Origin of the sequence: Acetobacter cibinongensis (assembly GCF_000963925.1) — a bacterium.
Lineage (GTDB): Bacteria > Pseudomonadota > Alphaproteobacteria > Acetobacterales > Acetobacteraceae > Acetobacter > Acetobacter cibinongensis.
On the sequence record NZ_BAMV01000018.1, the window covers coordinates 24,377 to 44,097 of the forward strand.

Here is a 19,721-nt window from a genome sequence, read left to right on the forward strand (position 1 = left end):
GGTTGGATATGATGCTGAACAAGACTTTTGAGCCCGCTGAAACAGAAAAACGCCTCTACAGTCTGTGGGAGAGCCGGCAGGCTTTTTCCGCTCAGCCTGACTGCGACAAAAAACCTTTCACCATCATGATCCCGCCACCCAATGTCACTGGTACGCTCCATATGGGGCATGCTCTGACCATGACGCTACAAGACACCCTTGTCCGTTGGAAACGGATGCAGGGATACGATACCTTGTGGCAGCCAGGAACAGATCACGCCGGCATTGCAACACAAATGGTTGTAGAGCGCTCCTTGGCTGCGGAAAAGACAACCCGTCAGGAGCTTGGCCGCGATGAATTCATAAAGCGTACCTGGAAGTGGAAAGAGGAATCTGGCGGCGGCATTACCCGCCAGCTCCGTCGGCTTGGTGCATCGCTAGATTGGCCCCGCGAACGTTTTACGATGGACGAAGGACTGTCCAAGGCCGTTAAGGAAGTCTTTGTAACACTGTACAAAGAGGGGTTGATCTACAGAGACCGCCGCCTCGTTAACTGGGACCCTACTTTCCGTTCAGCCATTTCTGACCTTGAGGTCGAAAGTAAGGATGTTGCCGGTAACCTGTGGTATATCCGTTACCCGGTAGACGGTGAGACAGACACAACCATTACAGTTGCAACCACCAGACCAGAAACAATGCTGGGGGATGTGGCTGTTGCGGTCCATCCAGAAGATGCCCGTTACGGGAACCTTGTTGGTAAAAATGTACGCCTGCCGCTGACTGGCCGCCTTATTCCTATTGTCGCCGACCAGTACTCAGCCCCTGAAAAAGGGACTGGGGCCGTTAAAATCACTCCTGCACACGACTTCAACGATTTTGAAGTTGGCCGCCGTCACAACCTCGCCATGCTATCTGTTCTCGATGAAGAGGCGCGCATTATCTTAGATGATATTGACGCGGAACTTCACACGATAAGTGGCTTGGCCGATCCTGCTTTTGTCCGGTCTCTGGCTGGTCAAACGCGTGAAGACGCGCGCAAAGCAATTGTTGCTGAGCTTGAAGCTCTTGGTTGCCTAGAAAAAATTGAGCCTCACCGCCATCAGGTACCACATGCTGAACGTGGCGGTGCTGTTGTGGAACCTCGCCTCACAACGCAATGGTATTGTGATGCTGGCAAGCTTGCTGTTCCTGCAGTGGAAGCCGTGACAAGCGGTAAGGTCAATTTTATTCCCAAACAATGGGAAAATACGTTTTTCGCCTGGATGCGAGATATTCAGCCCTGGTGCATTTCCCGTCAGCTTTGGTGGGGGCATCGGATCCCAGCATGGTACGGACCCGACGGTGAAGTCTTTGTTGCCCACAATGAAGAAGACGCTCAGGAACAGGCAATAAAGCATTACCGCAGCTCCACGCCGCTTATTCAGGACGAAGATGTGCTGGATACGTGGTTCTCCTCCGGGTTATGGCCGTTCTCAACGTTGGGCTGGCCAGATAAAACACCAGAGTTGGCACGGTATTATCCAACCGATGTGCTGGTTACCGGCTTCGATATCATTTTCTTCTGGGTTGCCAGAATGATTATGATGGGTCAGCACTTTATGGGTGATGTTCCCTTTAAAGATGTCTTTATTCATGGCCTGGTGCGTGATGAGCGTGGCCAGAAAATGTCGAAAAGCAAGGGCAATGGGATTGACCCACTTGAGCTCATTGACGATTACGGCGCAGACGCCATGCGCTTCACAATTTGCTCGCTTACGGGCATTGGGCGAGATGTAAAGCTTGGCCGTAAAAAGGTTGAGGATTACCGGGCTTTTGTAACAAAGCTCTGGAACGCTGCTCGCTTCTGCGAAATGAATGCCGTTAAGGCTTCTGCCGATTTTGACCCACACACAGTCCAGTCCGCTCTCGGAAAATGGATTATTACTGAAGTTTCTCAAGCAATTACGGATGCAACGAAAGCTTTAGAGGCCTACCGTTTCGACGACTATGCCCTTACATGCTACCGTTTTGTATGGAACCGCTTTTGTGACTGGTTCCTAGAGTTGGCAAAGCCCGTTTTCGCTTCTGAAAACCAGAATGAAGCAGATGAGATCCGTAACGTAGCAGCTTATGTGTTGGGGCAGATTTTGCGCCTTCTACAACCTGTCATGCCGTTTGTTACAGATGACCTCTGGCATGCGTTTGGGTTTGGTGGCGAAGGCACCCTTATTTCTGAGCCATGGCCGACACCTGTCCAACTGCAAAATGCTGATGCTGCTTTGTCGGAATGTGACCAGATCATCCGCCTGATCTCGGAAGTGCGGACAGTACGCTCGGAAATGAATGTCCCGCCGTCACAAAAAGCACCCGTATTTTTGAAGGACGCCCATCCAGAAACTGTTGCGCGGGCAGAGCGGTGGCAAGAGGCCATTGGTCGCATGGCACGAGTTTCTCATGTCGCCGCGTTGGAAGGGGATTTGCCAAAGGGATGCGCTCAAGCCGTTCTGGATGAAGCGACCCTGATCATTCCGCTGGAAGGCCTTATTGATATTACGGTCGAGCGCGATCGTTTGCAGAAAGAGCTTACAAAAGCAGAAGATGAAATTGGCAAAACAGAAAAAAAACTGGAGAACGAAAACTTTGTTGCCAGAGCCAAACCTGAAATTGTGCAGGAAATGAGAGAGCGTCTTGTTGCGCAACAAGGAGAGAGCCAGCGCTTGAAAGCGGCCCTTTTACGTATTTCCTAAAAACTTCCCCCTTGTTCTTGTTGTGATGTGTGCTCACATCACAACAAGACATTCACACAGAGAAAAGAGGACGTAACCAATGTCTGAACAAGCTGTTTTTGGCGGTGGCTGCTTCTGGTGCGTAGAAGCTGTGTTGAATGGCATGAAGGGTATTTTAGCCGTGACCCCAGGCTATGCAGGGGGGCATACGTCAGAGCCAACCTATGAGCAGGTGTGTACGGGAACAACCGGGCACGCTGAAGTGGTACGGGTTACCTTTGACCCTGCCATTATGACTTACGATGATCTCCTGCGTATTTTTTTCACATTGCACGATCCCACAACGCTTAACCGGCAAGGGAATGACTGCGGGACGCAATACCGGTCGGTCATTTTTTACAGTGATGACACCCAGAAGAACTCTGCACAGAGCATACGGGATGAAATAGAAAATAGTCACATCTGGGGCCAAAAACTCGTGACTGAAATAAAGCCACTAGATCACTTTTGGACTGCTGAAGAACTACACCATGATTATTATAGCAAACACCCTCTAACGGGTTATTGCTCTGCCGTTATAGCTCCTAAAGTATCCAAAATGCGTAAAGAGTTTTTTAGCCGTTACCAATAACGATTTACGGGAAAACGATGATATTTAGCTATCATCATCATCTTCCAGATAAAAACGGCTAGTCTCCTCATCAAAATCGAATAGCTCTGCAAATCGTGCCCAACCAATCACGGTTTGCAGAGTTTGCTTGGCATAATCAGGCGACATGCACACTTCTAGACTTTTCCTGAATCGGGAAGCAGATGCGCTGTGGTTCGCTTTTTCGTCTAAAGCGCTCTGAATCATTTTAACCAGTGGCACATTATGTATCAGGGCATGACCCATAATAGCCTTCCGCTCTTCCAAGTCACTCAAGACGAAGTGAAGACCTTCGTGTGTCAGGAAAATATCGCCATCTTCCAGTTCAGCCAAACCGAGCAGTTCTAGAGATTCGCCAAGCGGGAACAGGTCATCCAATTCAAGCTGTAATTTTTCTGCAAGCATAGGTAAGTCGGCCCGCCCGTTTAAGGGTGAAGCGGTCAATGCTTCCATCATACCAATCATCATGGTTATTGAGACGGGGGGAAGGGCAGACAATCCACTAGTCGAAGGCGTAGAAATTTTTGGTGAGACGGCCAAGTCAGCTTCCGACACTATTGGAGCACGTTGTGTCATCAACGCATAAATATGATCAACCAACTGCCGGAATTCAGGATTTTCACGGTTTCTGGGATGTGCAAATGGGACCTCCAACACATGAGCGACACGGCCCGGATTGGATGAAAAAATAACGATGCGGTCACACATCAAAACCGCTTCTTCAATATTATGCGTTACCAATAGAATGGACTGGATTGGTAGCCGCTTGTCGCTCCATAGTTCGATGAGGTCCGTTCGCAGGTTTTCCGCTGTCAGAACATCTAGCGCAGAAAAAGGCTCATCCATAAGCAGCAGGGATGGCTTTATGGCTAAAGCTCGCGCCAAGCCTACACGCTGCTGCATGCCATTCGACAGTTCCTTAGGCCATGCGTTTTCGTACCCACCCAACCCCACAAGTTCTATGGTTTCTTCAACACGCTGCTCTAATTCCACTCCACGTAGAGTACCGGCCTCAAGACCCAACCCTACATTTTCATCAACCGTCATCCATGGGAAAAGCGCGAAAGACTGAAAGACCATAGCAACATCAGCCAACGGTCCAGTAAACGGTTTTCCTTTCCATAAGACTTGCCCTGACGTTGGCGTGACAAGCCCTGCCAGAATGCGAAGTAATGTTGATTTACCTGAGCCAGAACGACCAAGCAGACCGACAATTTCGTTCTCTTGAATGCTCAGGTTCACATCGTCCAGCACCAGAAGGTCAACACTGCTCTCTTTCTGGTAAGCTTGGCCTATGTGCCGACTTTCCAGAAGAGGGACGGTGTCTGTGAGCCCTAAGGAAACTGGCAAACTGCGAGACATTGTTAGAGTGCCTTGTCAGAAATTTTGAGGGTACGCTGAACATACCGCATTGTGGGGTGCCATATTAGCAAGTTGCTCATCATGGCCATGATCGTCATGCAGACACATCCTAAGGCGACTTGATGAACGGAACCGGTCCGCATTGCTTGAGCAATGTATGCGCCTAGCCCGTAGACCTGGGTTGTCTGCCCCCCCCATTCCATGCTCTCAGCGACAATAGTGACATTCCAGATGGTGGCGGACGCGGTAGATAAACCAACCACGTAATATGGTAGGATACCGGGAGCGAGGACCTTGCGCCAAAGCAGGACGCCCCGGACATGAAAATTACGCCCTACCTCCAGAAGAGTAGGCGGAAAATATTTCATGCCGTCAATAACGCTCACCAGAATGAAACCCTGCACGCTAATTAATAGGCCAACAATAACCCATATGTCCGAAGGTTCATGATGACTGACGGTGGCTAAAGCGAAAAACGGGAACAGAAGATTGGCCGGAAATGCCATGGCATAGTACGCAAACCGCGCTACTTTGTAGGCTATGGAACGTCGCTGCCCAACATAAACGCCGATAGGAACCCAGATAAGAGAGCTCACAATAAGAATGATCAATGTACGAGCGGTTGTAGCCAGCCCTCTCAACAAGACATCTTGGTACTGAGCCACGGAATAGGTCTGCAAACAGAAAAGAAGTGCTAACGCAGCCCCGACCACGCAGACACTCCAGAAAAAAATCCCCTTCACCAAACCGCGTCGTACGTTGCTTTCCAATCGGCTTTTGCCGCCCGACACAGAAGAAGGTTTTGCACCTATAGGCAAACGACCAAGCTGCCGCAGAACCTTACGGAGAGAGGATGTCAGCAGATTTATGATAGAACTGCGCCGATACCACCGTAGAAAAAACGGATCTGAAATATTTTCCGGTATCGGAACACTTTCAAAGCGCTGCGCCCATGCTGTTGCCGGACGAAACAGAATATGGTCGTAGGCTAGCAAAACCAGACCCATTGCCAAGACCGCGCAAACTGCTTCCCAAATATTACCATGAAAGGCCGCTGCACTGGCAAAAGCACCCAAGCCGGTCAGCATGCCATGGCTGGGCGCAATACGCGCACCCTCGCAAAAAGTAATGACTAGCCACGTCGCAGCACTTGAGACCCGTAAACTCGAAACAAGTGCGGGTAAAACATACGGTAGTTCTAGAGACCACAGCCTTTGCCAACTCGTGAGTCTTAAAGAAAGCGCTGCCTCATCCAGATCCGCAGGGAGGTATCTCAAAGCACGATAAACAGCCCCGGCCAAACGCCATGCCACACACACAGTGGCCGTCATGACCGTAGCCATTTCAAGCGAGAGTCCGTGATGCGCCATGCTGGCCTGAAAAGCCAATAAGATGAAAAAAAACAGCCCCAGCACAGGCACCGACTGGCAGACTTCCAGAGTAGGTTCCAGCAACAACCTTGCATACTGATTTTTCGTAGCAGCAACCGCACTGGCTAGGGCTACTACGATGGCACAGCAAAGAGCTGCCCCCATACGGGCCGCAGTACAAAACGTGGATGCCAAGAGATTGAGGGATGAAAGGTCATCTGGTGTTTTGTAAAGGGAAGGGCTTTGCGCAATGACCGTGCCCGAAAACACGCCCATTGCTGCGAGAAAACCCGTGAGACAGATCAGGAGCACCAAGCCTATACCGCCTCGTGCGTTATCACCTCTCAGGGCAGAGAAAAAAGGCGGCTTGATTGTAAAATCTGGCCGCTCGCGCTTCATGGCACTCCGGTTCCTGTGCTGCCAAACCCACCTTCACCGCGTGCAGTTTCGTCCAGTGTGGCACATTCATCCCATTCAATACGCTCAACGGGCGCAATAACTCCCTGAGCAATACGTGCTCCGCGTTCAATTCGGAACAGATCATTGCCCGTATTGAGCATGATGACCCCTAATTCCCCTCTATAATCTTCATCTATAGTTCCGGGGGAATTGGGAAGAATAATACCATGTTTCAGCGCCAGCCCTGAGCGCGGCCTAACCTGCAACTCATAACCTTCCGGCAGTGCAATTCTTAACCCTGTAGGCACCAGCACACGCTCACCGGGAGCCAAAAGAACTGGTTCTGTAACTGCCGCTACAAGATCCAGACCCGCAGCACCTTTTGTGGCATAGGTAGGTAAGGGTAGGTCAGCAGCATGAGGGAGACGTACCACCCGCACAGTAAGAGGGGTTTTTCCTGCGTGCGGCACCGGCATTCTTTTTCTCCATCCTTATTTTAAAGGTCTATCTTACCCGAAAGGCGCTCAGAGATAAGAGCGGCAAGCCTCTGAGCAACATCATTTTTATCCAGCCGCGGCCACTGCTCACTAGCCTGCTCGGTTATCAGTGTAATCTGATTTTCACGCCCGCCCATAACGTCAGAATTTTCACCTACATCGTTGGCGACAATCCAATCGCAGCCTTTGCGGAGCCTCTTAGCCCGTGCATGCGCCTCAACATTTTCAGTTTCTGCGGCAAACCCAATAACAAGCTGTGGCCGAGAAGGGGAGGGAGCCGAGATGTCTGCAAGGATGTCAGGGTTGGGAACCAACTCCAAGGGTGCAGGCACATCATCGCGACTTTGTTTTTTTATTTTTTGGCCAACTATCTGCGCGGGGCGCCAGTCCGCTACAGCCGCAGTACAAACTGCCACGTCCTGCACCGGCATCGCTGCAACTAAGGCCTGCATTTCCAGTGCTGTCTCACAGTCCTGCACGGCAACCCCCGCAGGCTTGCGCAGGGTCGTCGGACCGCTAATTAACGTGACCTCAGCTCCAAGATCAGCCAAGGCATTGGCTATGGCGTACCCCTGCTGGCCAGATGAACGGTTTGCAATATAACGCACAGGATCCATAGGCTCGTGCGTGGGGCCAGCCGTCACCAACGCCCGCTTCCCTGAAAGCGCACCACCACCCTGCTGAAGACTACGCCGGAAATAGGCAATAATGCAGTCTTTGACATCCACAGGTTCTGCCATCCGGCCTGGACCGAACTCTCCACAGGCCATTATGCCTGAGGTTGGTGGAATAAGGAGCACACCGCGCTTTTGAAGTTGCTCTATGTTAGCGCGCGTTGCGGGGTGTTCCCACATGCGCACATTCATGGCAGGTGCGACCATAACAGGGGCATCTGTCGCCAGAAGAATGGTGCTTGCCAAATCATCAGCAAGACCCTGCGCCATTTTTGCCAAAAGGTTGGCGGAAGCAGGGCATACCACAATGAGGTCAGCTGAGCGGGAAAGGGCAATATGCCCCATCTCCTGCTCATCAGTGAGTGAGAACAATTCCGTATAAACTGGCTTTCCAGTCAGAGCCTGAAGAGTCAGCGGCGTTACAAACTGTGCTCCCGCATGCGTAAGAACACAGCGGACCTGGACACCATCAGCAAGGAGCAAGCGGACAAGATCAGGGACCTTGAAAGCTGCAATACTCCCGCTGACAATCAGCAAAACTGACCGGACTGGCCGCTGCATCATTCCCTCTTTTACAGTCGCCAACCAGAATGAATGGCGGCAATACCGCCAGAAAGAGATTGGTATCTTACATGAGACAGCCCTGCTTCCCGGAACATCTCAGCCAAGGTTTCCTGATCTGGGAAGGTCCGAATGCTCTCAGCCAGATACTGATAACTGGCACGATCCTTCGCGATCAGATTGCCCATAGCGGGTAGAACCTTGAACGACCATGCATCATAAATTGGCGAAAGTGCTGCAACCTGCACGCGTGAAAATTCCAGGCACATGAAACGCCCACCCGGCCGCAGCACACGACGCGCCTCACGAATGACAGCCATTTTATCGGTACAGTTCCGCAGGCCAAAGGCAATGGAGACGCGGTCTACTGACATATCCTTCAGGGGGATGGCCTCAGCATCCACAACACAAAAAGACAGGTCTGACACCAGCCCCTGACTTAAAGCACGGTCGCGCCCCACGGACAGCATGCTCGCATTAATATCGGTCATAACGGTAGGACCGCCGCCACCCTTCAGCCAGCCAAATGAGATATCGCCGGTGCCGCCAGCCAGATCCAGCAGGGACAAACCGGGTTGCGGGCCAAGTTCCGTTACGAAAATCCGCTTCCAGATACGATGGATGCCTAAGGACATGACATCGTTCATCACATCATACTTACCCGCAACACTGTCAAAAACAGCACGGACAAGCGGCTTCTTTTCTTCCTTTCTGACGGAACGGAAACCAAAATCGGTCTCTTCTGCGGCTGAGGCGGAAGAACCAGGGGAGGGCGCAAAGCTATTGTCGGTCATGATCTTACCCTATAACCTGCTTTTTACTCATGCCGGAACTCCCTGAAGTAGAAACCGTGATGCGCGGTATGCAGATTGCTCTGCTAAACCGCACCCTGAACACAGTTCATGTGCGACGCCATGACCTGCGATGGCAGATTCCTGCCGATTTTTCCCAACGTGTTGCTGGAAGGCGCATTACCGCATTTCAGCGCCGTGGCAAATATATCCTTATCCGGCTTTCGGGCGGCATATCAATAATGCTGCATCTCGGGATGTCAGGGCGAATCATTCTCGATTCTCCCAAAACCCCGACACCACATGAGCATGTCGTGTTTGTAACCGACGATGGCAAGCGATGCAGCTTTGTTGACCCCCGCAGGTTTGGCATGATTGACCTTGTCAGGACAGGTTCCGAATATGAACATCGCCTATTGCAGGCAATGGGTCCGGAGCCGCTTACACCAGCGTTCACGCCAGAGGCGCTGGCACTTTGTCTTGCGGGCAAAAAGAGCCCTATCAAAACGGCACTCCTTGACCAGAAAAATGTTGCAGGCCTTGGAAATATCTATGTGTGTGAAGCACTCTATCGGGCCAGAATTCACCCGGCCACACCTTCCAAAGATCTTGCTGCAACAGACATCAAAGCGCTGGTTCCAGCCATAAAGGACGTTCTGACCGAAGCGATAGCTGCCGGCGGTTCAAGCCTGAAAGATTATGTCCGACCTGAAGGAGGGCTGGGCTACTTTCAGCACGCATGGCAAGTTTATGGACGAGCAGGCCAGCGTTGCCCGGAGTGCCCGCAGAAACCGCAATGCTCTGGCGTGCAGCATATAACGCAGGCTGGGCGCTCCACTTTTTTCTGTCCCATTCGGCAGAAAGCCCGTGATTTTTAGTGCCAAAAGCACGAACATGCTTGACGAACGGGGCGCGTGTGGATTACAGCACCGCTACTCTTTTAGTTGGCACACCTTTTGGGTCTGCCTGCTTTCTCTTTTGTGCTGGACAGAATAGAACTCATGGCGAATATCGCTTCAGCGCGTAAGCGCATCCGGCAGACCGCTAAGCGGACTGCACGTAACACTGCTCGTAAATCTCGTATGCGCACCTTTATCAAAAAGGTCGAAACTGCAATTGCTGCTGGCAACCAGGAAGAAGCGCGGGAAGCACTGCGCGCTGCTCAGCCGGAAATTCAGCGCGCTGCAGGCAAGGGCGTTGTTCACCACAACACAGCTTCTCGCAAAATTTCTCGTCTCTCTGCACGCATCAAAGCTATCGCAACAGCCTGAGGCCAGCCTCGGGCTGCTATAGCAGCTTGCCGACTATGACGACTATAAAGCCGAATCATCATCTAGATGGTTCGGCTTTGTTTTTGTGTAGAGCATGACAGGCGTGCAGATCTGAAAAAGCAGATTTTCATTGCCCGGCACCGCGCTCTGCACTATTTCTGGCGGAACGCACGAAGCGCCATGGACCTCACCTGAAAACTCGGTTTTCAGGTCTTATTTTCATTGGTCGTTTTTGTAAAATTGCCAGAAATCAGGCTGTTTGGCTGCCTTGAAGATGGCAGTCGTATATTCGTAAACAACACGCGGCTTACCGCGCTGTTTTGACCGCTCGGGAGCATAGATGACAATCGGAGTGGACGATGACGAAAGCGCCTTCTCACATGTTGATGAGGGCAAGGCTCTTGAGAAATCGTGGATACGGATCTGTTCAAGACTGAAGGGCGAAGTTGGGGAGGTAGAATACCGTACCTGGCTGACAAAAATCGCGCTTGGTCCGGTTGATGGCGACGAAATCACCCTCCTGCTTCCCACCCGTTTTCTCCGTGACTGGGTGCGCAGCCAATATGGTGACCGGTTGAGTGAGCTCTGGAATCAGGAGGTCTCAGCCATTCGGCGCGTTGAGCTTCAGGTTGCTCGCCCCGGAGACCCCGTAGCACCCCCATTGGCATTAGAAGAAAAAACTACTGACGCCAGCACTGCACCGCAAGCTGACTCTGAAGATGCCCCAAGAGTGGCGCCAGAAGTCAAAAGTGATATTGCTGCCGTGCTGGATAGCCGCTTCACGTTTGATACGTTTGTAGTCGGCAAGCCTAACGAATTCGCCTATGCCTGTGCACGGCGTGTGGCTGAAAAACCATCCAGCGTTGGCTTTAACCCGCTCTTCCTTTATGGCGGCGTGGGATTGGGCAAAACGCATCTTATGCATGCCATCGGCGCAGAATTACTCCAGAGCGGCACAGTATCGGTCGCCTATATGTCTGCCGAAAAATTCATGTATCGGTTTATTGCGGCCATTCGCTCTCAATCGACCATGGAATTCAAAGAGCAGCTTCGCTCTGTTGATGTGTTGATGATTGATGACCTGCAATTCCTGATTGGCAAGGATAATACGCAGGAAGAGTTCTTCCACACGTTCAACGCCCTTGTTGATGCCGGCAGACAGATCATTGTTTCCGCCGACAAATCACCCTCAGACCTTTCAGGGTTGGAAGACCGCCTTCGTACGCGTCTGGGCTGCGGTATGGTGGCTGACATCCATGCCACAACCTTTGAACTACGAATCTCAATTCTGGAATCAAAGGCTGCCGCGTCTGGTGTGGTGGTGCCAAGCAAGGTTCTTGAGTTTCTGGCACACAAGATCACGTCCAACGTGCGTGAACTTGAAGGCGCGCTTAACCGCCTGATTGCTCACGCCAATCTGTTTGGTCGCCCTGTAACACTCGAAGCAACTCAGGACGTTCTGCACGATATTCTCAAGGCTCACGACCGGCGTGTGACGATTGAGGAAATCCAGAAGAAGGTGGCTGAGCACTGGAATATTCGGCTTACTGACATGTCTTCCGCGCGTCGGGCCCGTGCAGTAGCACGCCCGCGTCAGGTGGCAATGTTTCTGGCCAAGCAACTCACAAGCCGCTCGCTCCCGGAAATTGGTCGTAAATTTGGTAACCGCGATCATACGACAGTCATGCATGCGGTATCACGGGTCACAGAGCTTATGGAACGTGATACGGCCTTCGCTGAAGATGTTGAGCTGCTAAGACGTATGCTGGAAAGTTGAGAAACCGCTTTTCCTAAGATTAAAACGCTTTGTTTCTAGACCTACCAGCCGACGGCTGGTAGATTCCACAAATGATTTTGCGCTCCATGTCTCCCGCCGGGGCGTAACACGCAGGGATGAGGTATAGATGAAGTTTTCAGCTGAGCGCACAACATTGCTCAAGGCTTTGGCACACATCCAGAGTGTAGCTGAAAAGCGCAATACCATCCCCATTCTGGCTAACGTGCTTATTCAGGCTGTAAATGGCCAACTGAGCCTCAAAGCCACAGATATGGAAATTGAGGTCGTGGAAGTTATCCCGGCCACCATTTCTCGAGAAGGTGCCACGACTGCGCCTGCCTCTGTTCTGTACGAAATTGTCCGTAAGCTTCCGGATAATGTCCAGGTTGAACTTGATCAGGCTGAAGGTGACACGCCACTCCAACTGCGTGCAGACCGCTTTGCAACACGCCTGAACGTACTGAGTGTTGATGATTTCCCGTCCATGGGGGCAGGGGAGCTTCCTTGCCACTTCAAGGTCAAGTCAACCATTCTACGGTCCCTGATTGACCGCACACGCTTTGCAATTTCTACAGAAGAAACCCGCTATTACCTGAATGGTATTTTCTTCCACGCCACAGAAAATGACGGAAAACCGCTCCTCAGAGCTGTCGCAACGGACGGCCACCGCCTAGCACGCGTAGAAGCTGAGCTTCCGGTTGGCGCGGAAACAATGCCAGGCGTCATTATCCCGCGCAAAACAGTCGCGGAACTGCGCAAGCTTCTTGATGAAGCGCCAGAAGAAATTGAAATTGCGCTTTCTGAGACGCGTATCCAGTTCACTGCTGGCCCAATCATGCTGACGTCAAAATTGATTGACGGCACTTTTCCCGAGTATGATCGTGTTATTCCTCGCAATAATACGCGCATTCTGCGCGTCAGCAAAAAAGACTTTGCTGACGCTGTGGCGCGTGTTGCAGCCATCAGCCAGGAACGTTCGCGCCCGGTAAAACTGGTATTGGAACCAGGTTTGCTGACACTCTCCGCAAGTAGTGCAGAGCAGGGTGTAGCAAAGGAAGAACTGGACGATAATCGCATCTCCTTTGATGCGGAACCACTAGAAATCGGTTTTCAGGCTCGCTACCTAAACGATATCACGGACCAAGTTGAAAAAGACGTTGAATTCGCTTTTTCCGACAGCTCTGCGCCAACCATTGTGCGCGATGTTGATAGCCCCTCAGCACTCTATGTGCTGATGCCAATGCGCGTCTAAGGTGAATATTGTCGGCAGGTTTTTAACTTCAAACTTAAAAACCTGCCGGGATTATCATTTTTGTCCGTGCTTTTCTCTCATACCGTGAGCGTGCCCGGATACTATGCCCCGGCTTAAAAAGCTTACGCTTACCAATTTCCGTAATTATCCCCGCTTAGTGTGGGAGCCTGAAACTTCACTCGTTGTTTTAACGGGCGAAAACGGCAGCGGAAAAACCAACCTCCTTGAAGCTCTCTCGCTTCTCACGGCAGGCCGAGGCTTGCGACGAGCCCCGATTGCGCAACTTGGTTACAATCAAAGCGTAGAATGGGGCATTAGCGCACGGTTTCACCTGGATAACGAGTACGTTGATCTTGCAACCGGCATTGTGCCTGGTGGTGAGGCCGCCAGACGTGTTCACCTACTCAATGGCAGAACTTTACCAAAAAAAGAATCTCTTGAAGATACGCTGGCAGCTGTCTGGCTTACACCACAGATGGATAGGCTTTTCAGTGATAATGCATCTGGCCGCAGGCGTTTTCTGGACAGGCTTGTTATGGCTATCAGTCCCAACCATGCACGTGAACTCACGGCGTATGACCGCGCAATGGCCCAGCGTAATCGCCTTTTGCAAACTCGCTTTACTGAAAATAGCTGGCTAGGGGGCCTTGAAGCCTCCATGGCCCGCCATGCTGTTGCCATAGCGGCCGCTCGTCAGGACTTAGTCCAGCACCTATGTCTTTCAGCCGGTGAAGCAACTTCTGGTTTTCCGGCCACGCGTGGGGAACTAGACTGCGTTGTCGGGGACAAGATAGCGCACAACGCAGCGCTTGTGGTCGAAGACTGGCTAAGGGAGCGCTTACACGCCAACCGGCAAGAAGATCGGGAACGCGGCCGGGCTACACTGGGCACACACCGGGCGGATTTTACGCTTTCCGATTTTGCGACAGGCCTCCCGGCGTCCACAGCCAGCACCGGCCAACAGAAAACGATGCTGATTGGTATTATCCTTGCTCATGCAGACTTAGTGACAGAATACCGAGGGGCCCCGCCCATTCTACTTTTTGATGAGCCTTTGGTTCATCTTGACCACGCCAAACGCGCCGCTTTGTTGGCACGCCTGAAAACCTTTCAGACGACCGCCATTCTAACCGGCACCGATAGTGGATTATTTGAAGATTTGCATGGGGCCGCACAATTTAGCACCCTGAGAAATGGTCAGTTTCTCTCCGCATGACCAAGAAAACAGCTTAAGGAATCTGGCCTCCAACGGGCTGGCAGAGTATAAGAACGAAAGTCGTTTTTTATTCTTCCATCTCCGGAGTACGTTTTACTCATGACTGACCACTCTCAGACTACGCCACCGACCGGTATGGAAGAAGATTACGGTGCGTCATCAATCTCCGTTTTGAAAGGACTTGATGCCGTTAGAAAACGCCCTGGCATGTATATTGGGGACACGGATGACGGCTCTGGCCTTCATCACATGGCGTTTGAAATTATTGATAACGCAGTGGATGAAGCACAAGCTGGCTATGCCACGCGCTGCATTGTCACTCTTCTTCCCAATGACACGGTGAGTGTGCGGGATAACGGTCGCGGCATTCCTACAGATATGCACGCTGAGGAAGGCATTAGCGCTGCTGAAGTCGTGCTGACCCGCCTTCATGCTGGCGGTAAATTCAACCAGAATTCATATAAAGTTTCGGGCGGGTTGCACGGTGTTGGCGCTGCTGTGGTCAATGCCTTGTCTGAAAAAATGGAAGTCCGCATTTGGCGTGGAGGCACAGAACACGTCATCACGTTCAGACATGGTGAACGAGACCGCGCCCTGGAGGTTGTCGGCCCTTCATCAGAAGAGCGGGGCACGCTGGTTACCTTCAAACCAAGTGACAAAACTTTCCCGAAAACCGTATTCGATTTTGCCATTCTTGAACGCCGCCTTCGGGAGCTGGCTTTCCTGAACTCCGGGCTAGAAATTGTTCTTAGAGACCATCGCACGGAAGAAAAACGCGAAGAAATTTTCCACTATGATGGCGGCCTAGAAGCATTTGTCCAATGGCTGGACCGGGCCAGGACACCGATTGTCACCCCTCCCATCACAGGTAGCCTTGAAAACGAGGAAAGCGGTATCAAAGTTGAGTTCGCGTTGAGCTGGAATGACAGTTTCCACGAAACAATGCTGTGCTTTACCAACAATATTCCCCAGCGTGATGGCGGCGCTCACCTTGCTGGTTTCCGGCAGGCCTTAACCCGTATTGTCGGCAAATATGCCGAGAGTATTGCTAAAAAAGACTCTCAGTCTCTGGTCGGTGAAGACATGCGAGAAGGCCTGACGGCTGTTCTGTCCGTCAAAGTGCCAGACCCGAAATTCTCTTCACAGACAAAGGACAAGCTGGTTTCCTCAGAAGTGCAGCCCGTTGTTCATGCTGCTGCATCCGACATGATCGGCCATTGGTTTGAAACACACCCTAAAGAAGCTAAGGTTGTTGTCTCCAAAGTGCTGGATGCTGCCTCCGCACGTGAGGCCGCGCGCAAAGCACGCGAACTGACACGCCGCAAGGGTGTTCTGGATATTTCCTCTCTGCCTGGCAAACTGGCTGACTGTCAGGAACGGGATCCTTCAAAAGCTGAAATTTTCATCGTTGAGGGTGACTCTGCTGGTGGCACGGCCAAACAAGGTCGAGATCGTCGTTTTCAGGCTATCCTGCCGCTTAAAGGTAAAATTCTGAACGTCGAGCGTGCCCGCTTTGACCGTATGCTTGGATCCGCTGAAATTGGCACTCTGATTACGGCATTGGGCACAGGCATTGGTCGGGGCGAGGCAGATCAGGGCGGCTTTTCGGTCGACAAACTCCGTTACCATCGCATCGTCATCATGACTGACGCTGACGTAGACGGTTCACATATCCGAACCCTACTGCTTACCTTCTTCTTCCGGCAAATGCCTGAACTGATAGAACGCGGTTACCTGTATATTGCCCAGCCACCGCTTTACCGTGCCAAACGCGGGAATGAAGAGCGTTACCTAAAAGACGATGCCGCACTGGAGCAGTATCTGCTTGATAAAGCGCTTAATAATGCGAGCTTCGTTTATAGCGACAAACGCGCTGTCAGCGGCGAAGAACTGGAGGCTGATCTTCCTTTCATACGGCAGACCGCGCAAGCAATTGCCCGCCTATCCAACCGTATTCCAAAGTGGATTATTGAGCAGGTTGCACTTGCTGGTGCGCTTGCGGCTGACCTCGCCATTGTGCAGGGCAGGGTCAGTACGCTTCAACAAAATCTGGATGCAGCTTCCCCCGAAAACGAACGTGGGTGGAAAGTTGTGGCGAGTGAAGATGGCCTTGAGCTGGCGCGCAATGTACGCGGTGTGGGGGAAGTCTACCGGATTGACCCCACAAGTTTTGCGGGAGCGGATGCCCGTTGGCTTACCGCGCAGTTAGAACGTCTGCAAAAAGAGTTCGGAACAGGTGTAAGCCTGAAACATGAGAGTTCAGAGGTAGAGCTTGCTGGACCATCAGAGCTTTATACTCGTTTGCTGACACAAGGTCGCCGCGGTTTGGCGATCAACCGCTTTAAAGGCTTGGGCGAAATGAACGATGCTCAGCTTTGGGAAACCACCCTCGACCCGTCTATGCGTACCCTGTTGCAGGTGAAAGTTGGAGATGTGGAAGAAGCCAGCCAAGTCTTTACGACGCTAATGGGTGACGTGGTTGAGCCCCGTCGTGACTTTATTGTCGGGAACGCCCTGAAAGTTGCCAATCTGGACGTGTAAAGAACCTAGGTAGAAAAACAAAAAGGGGCAGACTTTTGAAAGTCTGCCCCTTTTTGTTTACACCTAGAAGTAAAATCTAATGGTCAGCTTTTGATCAGCGCGTCTATCGCTTTGAACTGCTCAAGTAACTTAGGCAGTGCCGTTATGGGCAGCATATTAGGACCATCGCTTGGTGCTGCGTCTGGGTTCTCATGCGTCTCAATAAACAGGGCAGCAACCCCTATTGCCAAAGCCGCCCGTGAGAGAATAGGCGCAAACTCGCGCTGTCCACCCGAAGACCCACCAAGCCCCCCCGGCTGCTGGACCGAATGTGTGGCATCAAAAACAACTGGGTAGCCAGTTTGCGCCATAATAGGCAGGCCACGCATGTCATTGATCAGGGTATTATATCCAAAACTGGTACCCCGCTCACACAACATAATTTTCTGGTTCCCCGTTGACGCAATTTTTGCAGCGACATGCTGCATGTCCCACGGGGCCAAAAACTGGCCTTTTTTGACGTTCACAACAGCGCCCGTTTTGCCTGCTGCCAACAAAAGGTCTGTCTGACGGCACAAAAAAGCGGGAATCTGAATAATATCAACCGCTTCTGCAACGGGGGCGCACTGTTCTGCCGTGTGTACATCTGTCAAAACTGGTATGCCCAGTTGTTGACGGATGTCTGCAAGAATTTCCAAACCCTGGTGCAGTCCCACCCCACGCGCACTGGTGAGGCTGGTGCGATTGGCTTTATCGTAAGAGCTTTTGTAAATCAGCCCAACGCCAGCCGCCGCACAAATCTCCTTCAATGCGCTTGCCGTCTCAAATGCATGCGCAGCGGATTCAATCTGACAAGGACCCGCAATCAGAACAAACGGCTGGTCATTACCAACCGTTTGGGTCCCGAGTTGAAAATTGTGGAATACTCCACTCATGCTGGCCGCACTTTCTTAAGAGCCGCACCGACAAAACCTGAGAACAGCGGGTGTGGAGCAAAAGGACGAGACTTCAGTTCAGGGTGATACTGCACTGCCACAAACCAGGGGTGATCCGGATATTCAACGACTTCAGGCAAGATACCATCAGGAGACAAGCCTGAGAATTTCAAACCCGCAGCCTCAAGCTTTTCGCGGTAGTGAATATTCACCTCATAGCGGTGGCGATGGCGCTCCCTGATGTCGGTCGTGCCATAAGCCTCAGCTGCACGAGAGCCTGTGCTCAGCACGGCAGGGTAGGCACCAAGGCGCATGGTCCCGCCGAGCTCTCCACCTTCACTGCGGCGCAAACGTTCATTGCCCCGGGCCCACTCAGTCATAAGCCCTACCAAGGGTTCCTTGGTATAGCCAAACTCTGTGGATGACGCGTCTGGAATGCCTGCAAGATTCCGGGCGCACTCAATAACAGCCATCTGCATACCAAAGCAGATACCCAAGAACGGAATACCTTGCTCACGTGCATAACGAATAGCGGCAATCTTACCTTCTGACCCGCGTTCACCAAAGCCACCCGGAACCAGAATACCGTCAGCCTTAGCAAGACGCTCCAGGGCCTCTTCTGATTTCTCAAGCGCTTCGGCCTCTACCCAGTCAAGCCGCACCTTGACCCGGTGGTCTATACCGCCATGAAGCAAAGCTTCATTGAGGGATTTATAGCTATCCAGCAGGGCTGTGTATTTACCAACAACCGCAATACGCACTTCATTGTTCGGGCGGCGGATGGCATCAACAATTTTTTCCCAGCCAGAAAGATCTGGCTCTTCTTCAAACGGCAGTCCGAAATAGCGCAGGACTTCGTTGTCCATACCTTCAGCATGGTACGCAAGCGGGCAGGAATAAATTGTATCAACATCCCGCGCGGCAATAACTGCCTCAGGCCGCACGTTGCAGAAATTAGCAATTTTCCGGCGTTCAGTATCCGGAATGGCGCGGTCACACCGGCACAGAAGAATTTGTGGCTGAATACCAACATTTTGCAGCTCTTTTACGGAGTGCTGGGTCGGTTTGGTTTTCAGTTCGCCTGCTGATGGGATCCATGGCAACAGGGTAAGGTGCACAACCATACTCTGAGCCGGCCCAAGGTCATTGCGGAGCTGACGGATGGATTCAAGGAAGGGAAGGCTTTCAATATCCCCCACTGTACCGCCAATTTCGACCAGAACAAAATCGACATCGTCCGTGTTGGCAACCACAATGTCTTTAATGGCGTCTGTAATATGCGGGATAACCTGCACAGTGCCGCCCAGATAATCCCCACGTCGCTCTCTGGCAATAACGTCAGAATAGATCTTGCCTGTTGTTGTATTGTCTTCTCTGGTCGCATTCACGCCCGTAAAGCGTTCGTAGTGACCAAGGTCGAGATCTGTCTCGGCACCATCTTCCGTGACAAATACTTCCCCATGTTGGAAGGGGCTCATCGTACCCGGATCCACATTGAGATACGGGTCCAGCTTACGCAAGCGGACTTTGTAGCCACGTGCTTGAAGGAGGGAGGCGAGGGCTGCGGAAGCAATGCCCTTACCAAGGGAGGACACCACACCACCGGTGATAAATACAAAACGAGTCATGAGCAGGCTTCCTACACGGACAGAACCGGGTGGGTAAAGATGGACAAAAAAATTCCTCCGCAGCTTTCTACAAGCGCGGAGGAACAGAGGCACGTTCCCTCTCCGCCCTTAAGAAAAGGGGGAGGGGCGATCTTC

15 protein-coding genes are annotated in these 19,721 nt (G+C 51.9%); 8 read left to right on the top strand and 7 right to left on the bottom strand.

Annotation, left to right across the window (positions count from 1 at the left end; genetic code table 11):
- The first annotated feature begins 11 nt into the window (after positions 1 to 11).
- Both Abci_RS10945 and msrA read left to right on the top strand, forming a co-directional pair.
- Positions 12 to 2,705 carry a valine--tRNA ligase gene (locus Abci_RS10945; protein WP_048839402.1) on the top strand — a complete coding sequence of 898 codons (2,694 nt, stop codon included), beginning with the start codon at positions 12 to 14 and terminating at the stop codon, positions 2,703 to 2,705.
- A 79-nt stretch (positions 2,706 to 2,784) separates the two neighbouring features.
- Entirely contained in the window at positions 2,785 to 3,315 is a 531-nt protein-coding gene (gene msrA, locus Abci_RS10950) for a peptide-methionine (S)-S-oxide reductase MsrA (protein WP_048839214.1), read from the top strand.
- A 24-nt stretch (positions 3,316 to 3,339) separates the two neighbouring features.
- Here msrA and Abci_RS10955 read toward each other — a convergent pair whose 3' ends face one another.
- The 5 genes from Abci_RS10955 to Abci_RS10975 are packed head-to-tail and all read right to left on the bottom strand — an operon-like array spanning position 3,340 to position 8,990.
- The gene (locus tag Abci_RS10955) at positions 3,340 to 4,695 is read right to left on the bottom strand and encodes an ABC transporter ATP-binding protein (RefSeq protein ID WP_048839215.1); all 1,356 of its coding nucleotides are present in this window, start codon (positions 4,693 to 4,695) and stop codon (positions 3,340 to 3,342) included.
- A gap of 2 nt (positions 4,696 to 4,697) precedes the next feature.
- Entirely contained in the window at positions 4,698 to 6,464 is a 1,767-nt protein-coding gene (locus Abci_RS10960; protein ID WP_048839216.1) for an ABC transporter permease subunit, read from the bottom strand.
- Complete coding sequence (gene dut, locus Abci_RS10965; protein WP_048839217.1) at positions 6,461 to 6,940, bottom strand: dUTP diphosphatase; 480 nt, start codon at positions 6,938 to 6,940, stop codon at positions 6,461 to 6,463. The genes Abci_RS10960 and dut overlap by 4 nt, the downstream gene beginning before the upstream one ends.
- Positions 6,941 to 6,960: 20 nt before the next feature.
- Positions 6,961 to 8,199, bottom strand: coding sequence for a bifunctional phosphopantothenoylcysteine decarboxylase/phosphopantothenate--cysteine ligase CoaBC (gene coaBC / locus Abci_RS10970; RefSeq protein WP_048839218.1), 1,239 nt, complete (start codon positions 8,197 to 8,199; stop codon positions 6,961 to 6,963).
- Positions 8,200 to 8,207: 8 nt separating this feature from the next.
- Positions 8,208 to 8,990, bottom strand: coding sequence for a class I SAM-dependent methyltransferase (locus Abci_RS10975; protein ID WP_048839219.1), 783 nt, complete (start codon positions 8,988 to 8,990; stop codon positions 8,208 to 8,210).
- A 29-nt stretch (positions 8,991 to 9,019) separates the two neighbouring features.
- Between Abci_RS10975 and mutM the strand changes: the two genes are divergently transcribed.
- The 6 genes from mutM (at position 9,020) to gyrB (ending at position 17,044) form a co-directional block, all read left to right on the top strand.
- Entirely contained in the window at positions 9,020 to 9,865 is an 846-nt protein-coding gene (gene mutM, locus Abci_RS10980) for a bifunctional DNA-formamidopyrimidine glycosylase/DNA-(apurinic or apyrimidinic site) lyase (protein WP_048839220.1), read from the top strand.
- Positions 9,866 to 9,988: 123 nt separating this feature from the next.
- Complete coding sequence (rpsT, locus tag Abci_RS10985; protein ID WP_048839403.1) at positions 9,989 to 10,258, top strand: 30S ribosomal protein S20; 270 nt, start codon at positions 9,989 to 9,991, stop codon at positions 10,256 to 10,258.
- Positions 10,259 to 10,598: 340 nt separating this feature from the next.
- Complete coding sequence (dnaA, locus tag Abci_RS10990) at positions 10,599 to 12,035, top strand: chromosomal replication initiator protein DnaA (RefSeq protein ID WP_048839221.1); 1,437 nt, start codon at positions 10,599 to 10,601, stop codon at positions 12,033 to 12,035.
- 127 nt (positions 12,036 to 12,162) lie between these two features.
- Positions 12,163 to 13,287 (top strand): DNA polymerase III subunit beta, encoded by a 1,125-nt coding sequence (gene dnaN, locus Abci_RS10995; RefSeq protein ID WP_048839222.1) that lies wholly within the window; start codon positions 12,163 to 12,165, stop codon positions 13,285 to 13,287.
- A gap of 103 nt (positions 13,288 to 13,390) precedes the next feature.
- Complete coding sequence (gene recF / locus Abci_RS11000; protein ID WP_048839223.1) at positions 13,391 to 14,503, top strand: DNA replication/repair protein RecF; 1,113 nt, start codon at positions 13,391 to 13,393, stop codon at positions 14,501 to 14,503.
- 99 nt (positions 14,504 to 14,602) lie between these two features.
- On the top strand, positions 14,603 to 17,044 hold the full coding sequence (gyrB, locus tag Abci_RS11005) for a DNA topoisomerase (ATP-hydrolyzing) subunit B (protein WP_048839224.1): 2,442 nt from the start codon (positions 14,603 to 14,605) through the stop codon (positions 17,042 to 17,044).
- 83 nt (positions 17,045 to 17,127) lie between these two features.
- On the opposite strand, the gene kdsA is transcribed toward gyrB, so the two are convergent.
- Both kdsA and Abci_RS11015 read right to left on the bottom strand, forming a co-directional pair.
- Positions 17,128 to 17,958, bottom strand: a complete 831-nt coding sequence (gene kdsA, locus Abci_RS11010; RefSeq protein WP_048839225.1) for a 3-deoxy-8-phosphooctulonate synthase — start codon at positions 17,956 to 17,958, stop codon at positions 17,128 to 17,130.
- Complete coding sequence (locus Abci_RS11015) at positions 17,955 to 19,586, bottom strand: CTP synthase (protein ID WP_048839226.1); 1,632 nt, start codon at positions 19,584 to 19,586, stop codon at positions 17,955 to 17,957. Before Abci_RS11015 ends, kdsA begins: the two co-directional genes overlap by 4 nt.
- Positions 19,587 to 19,721: the final 135 nt, after the last annotated feature.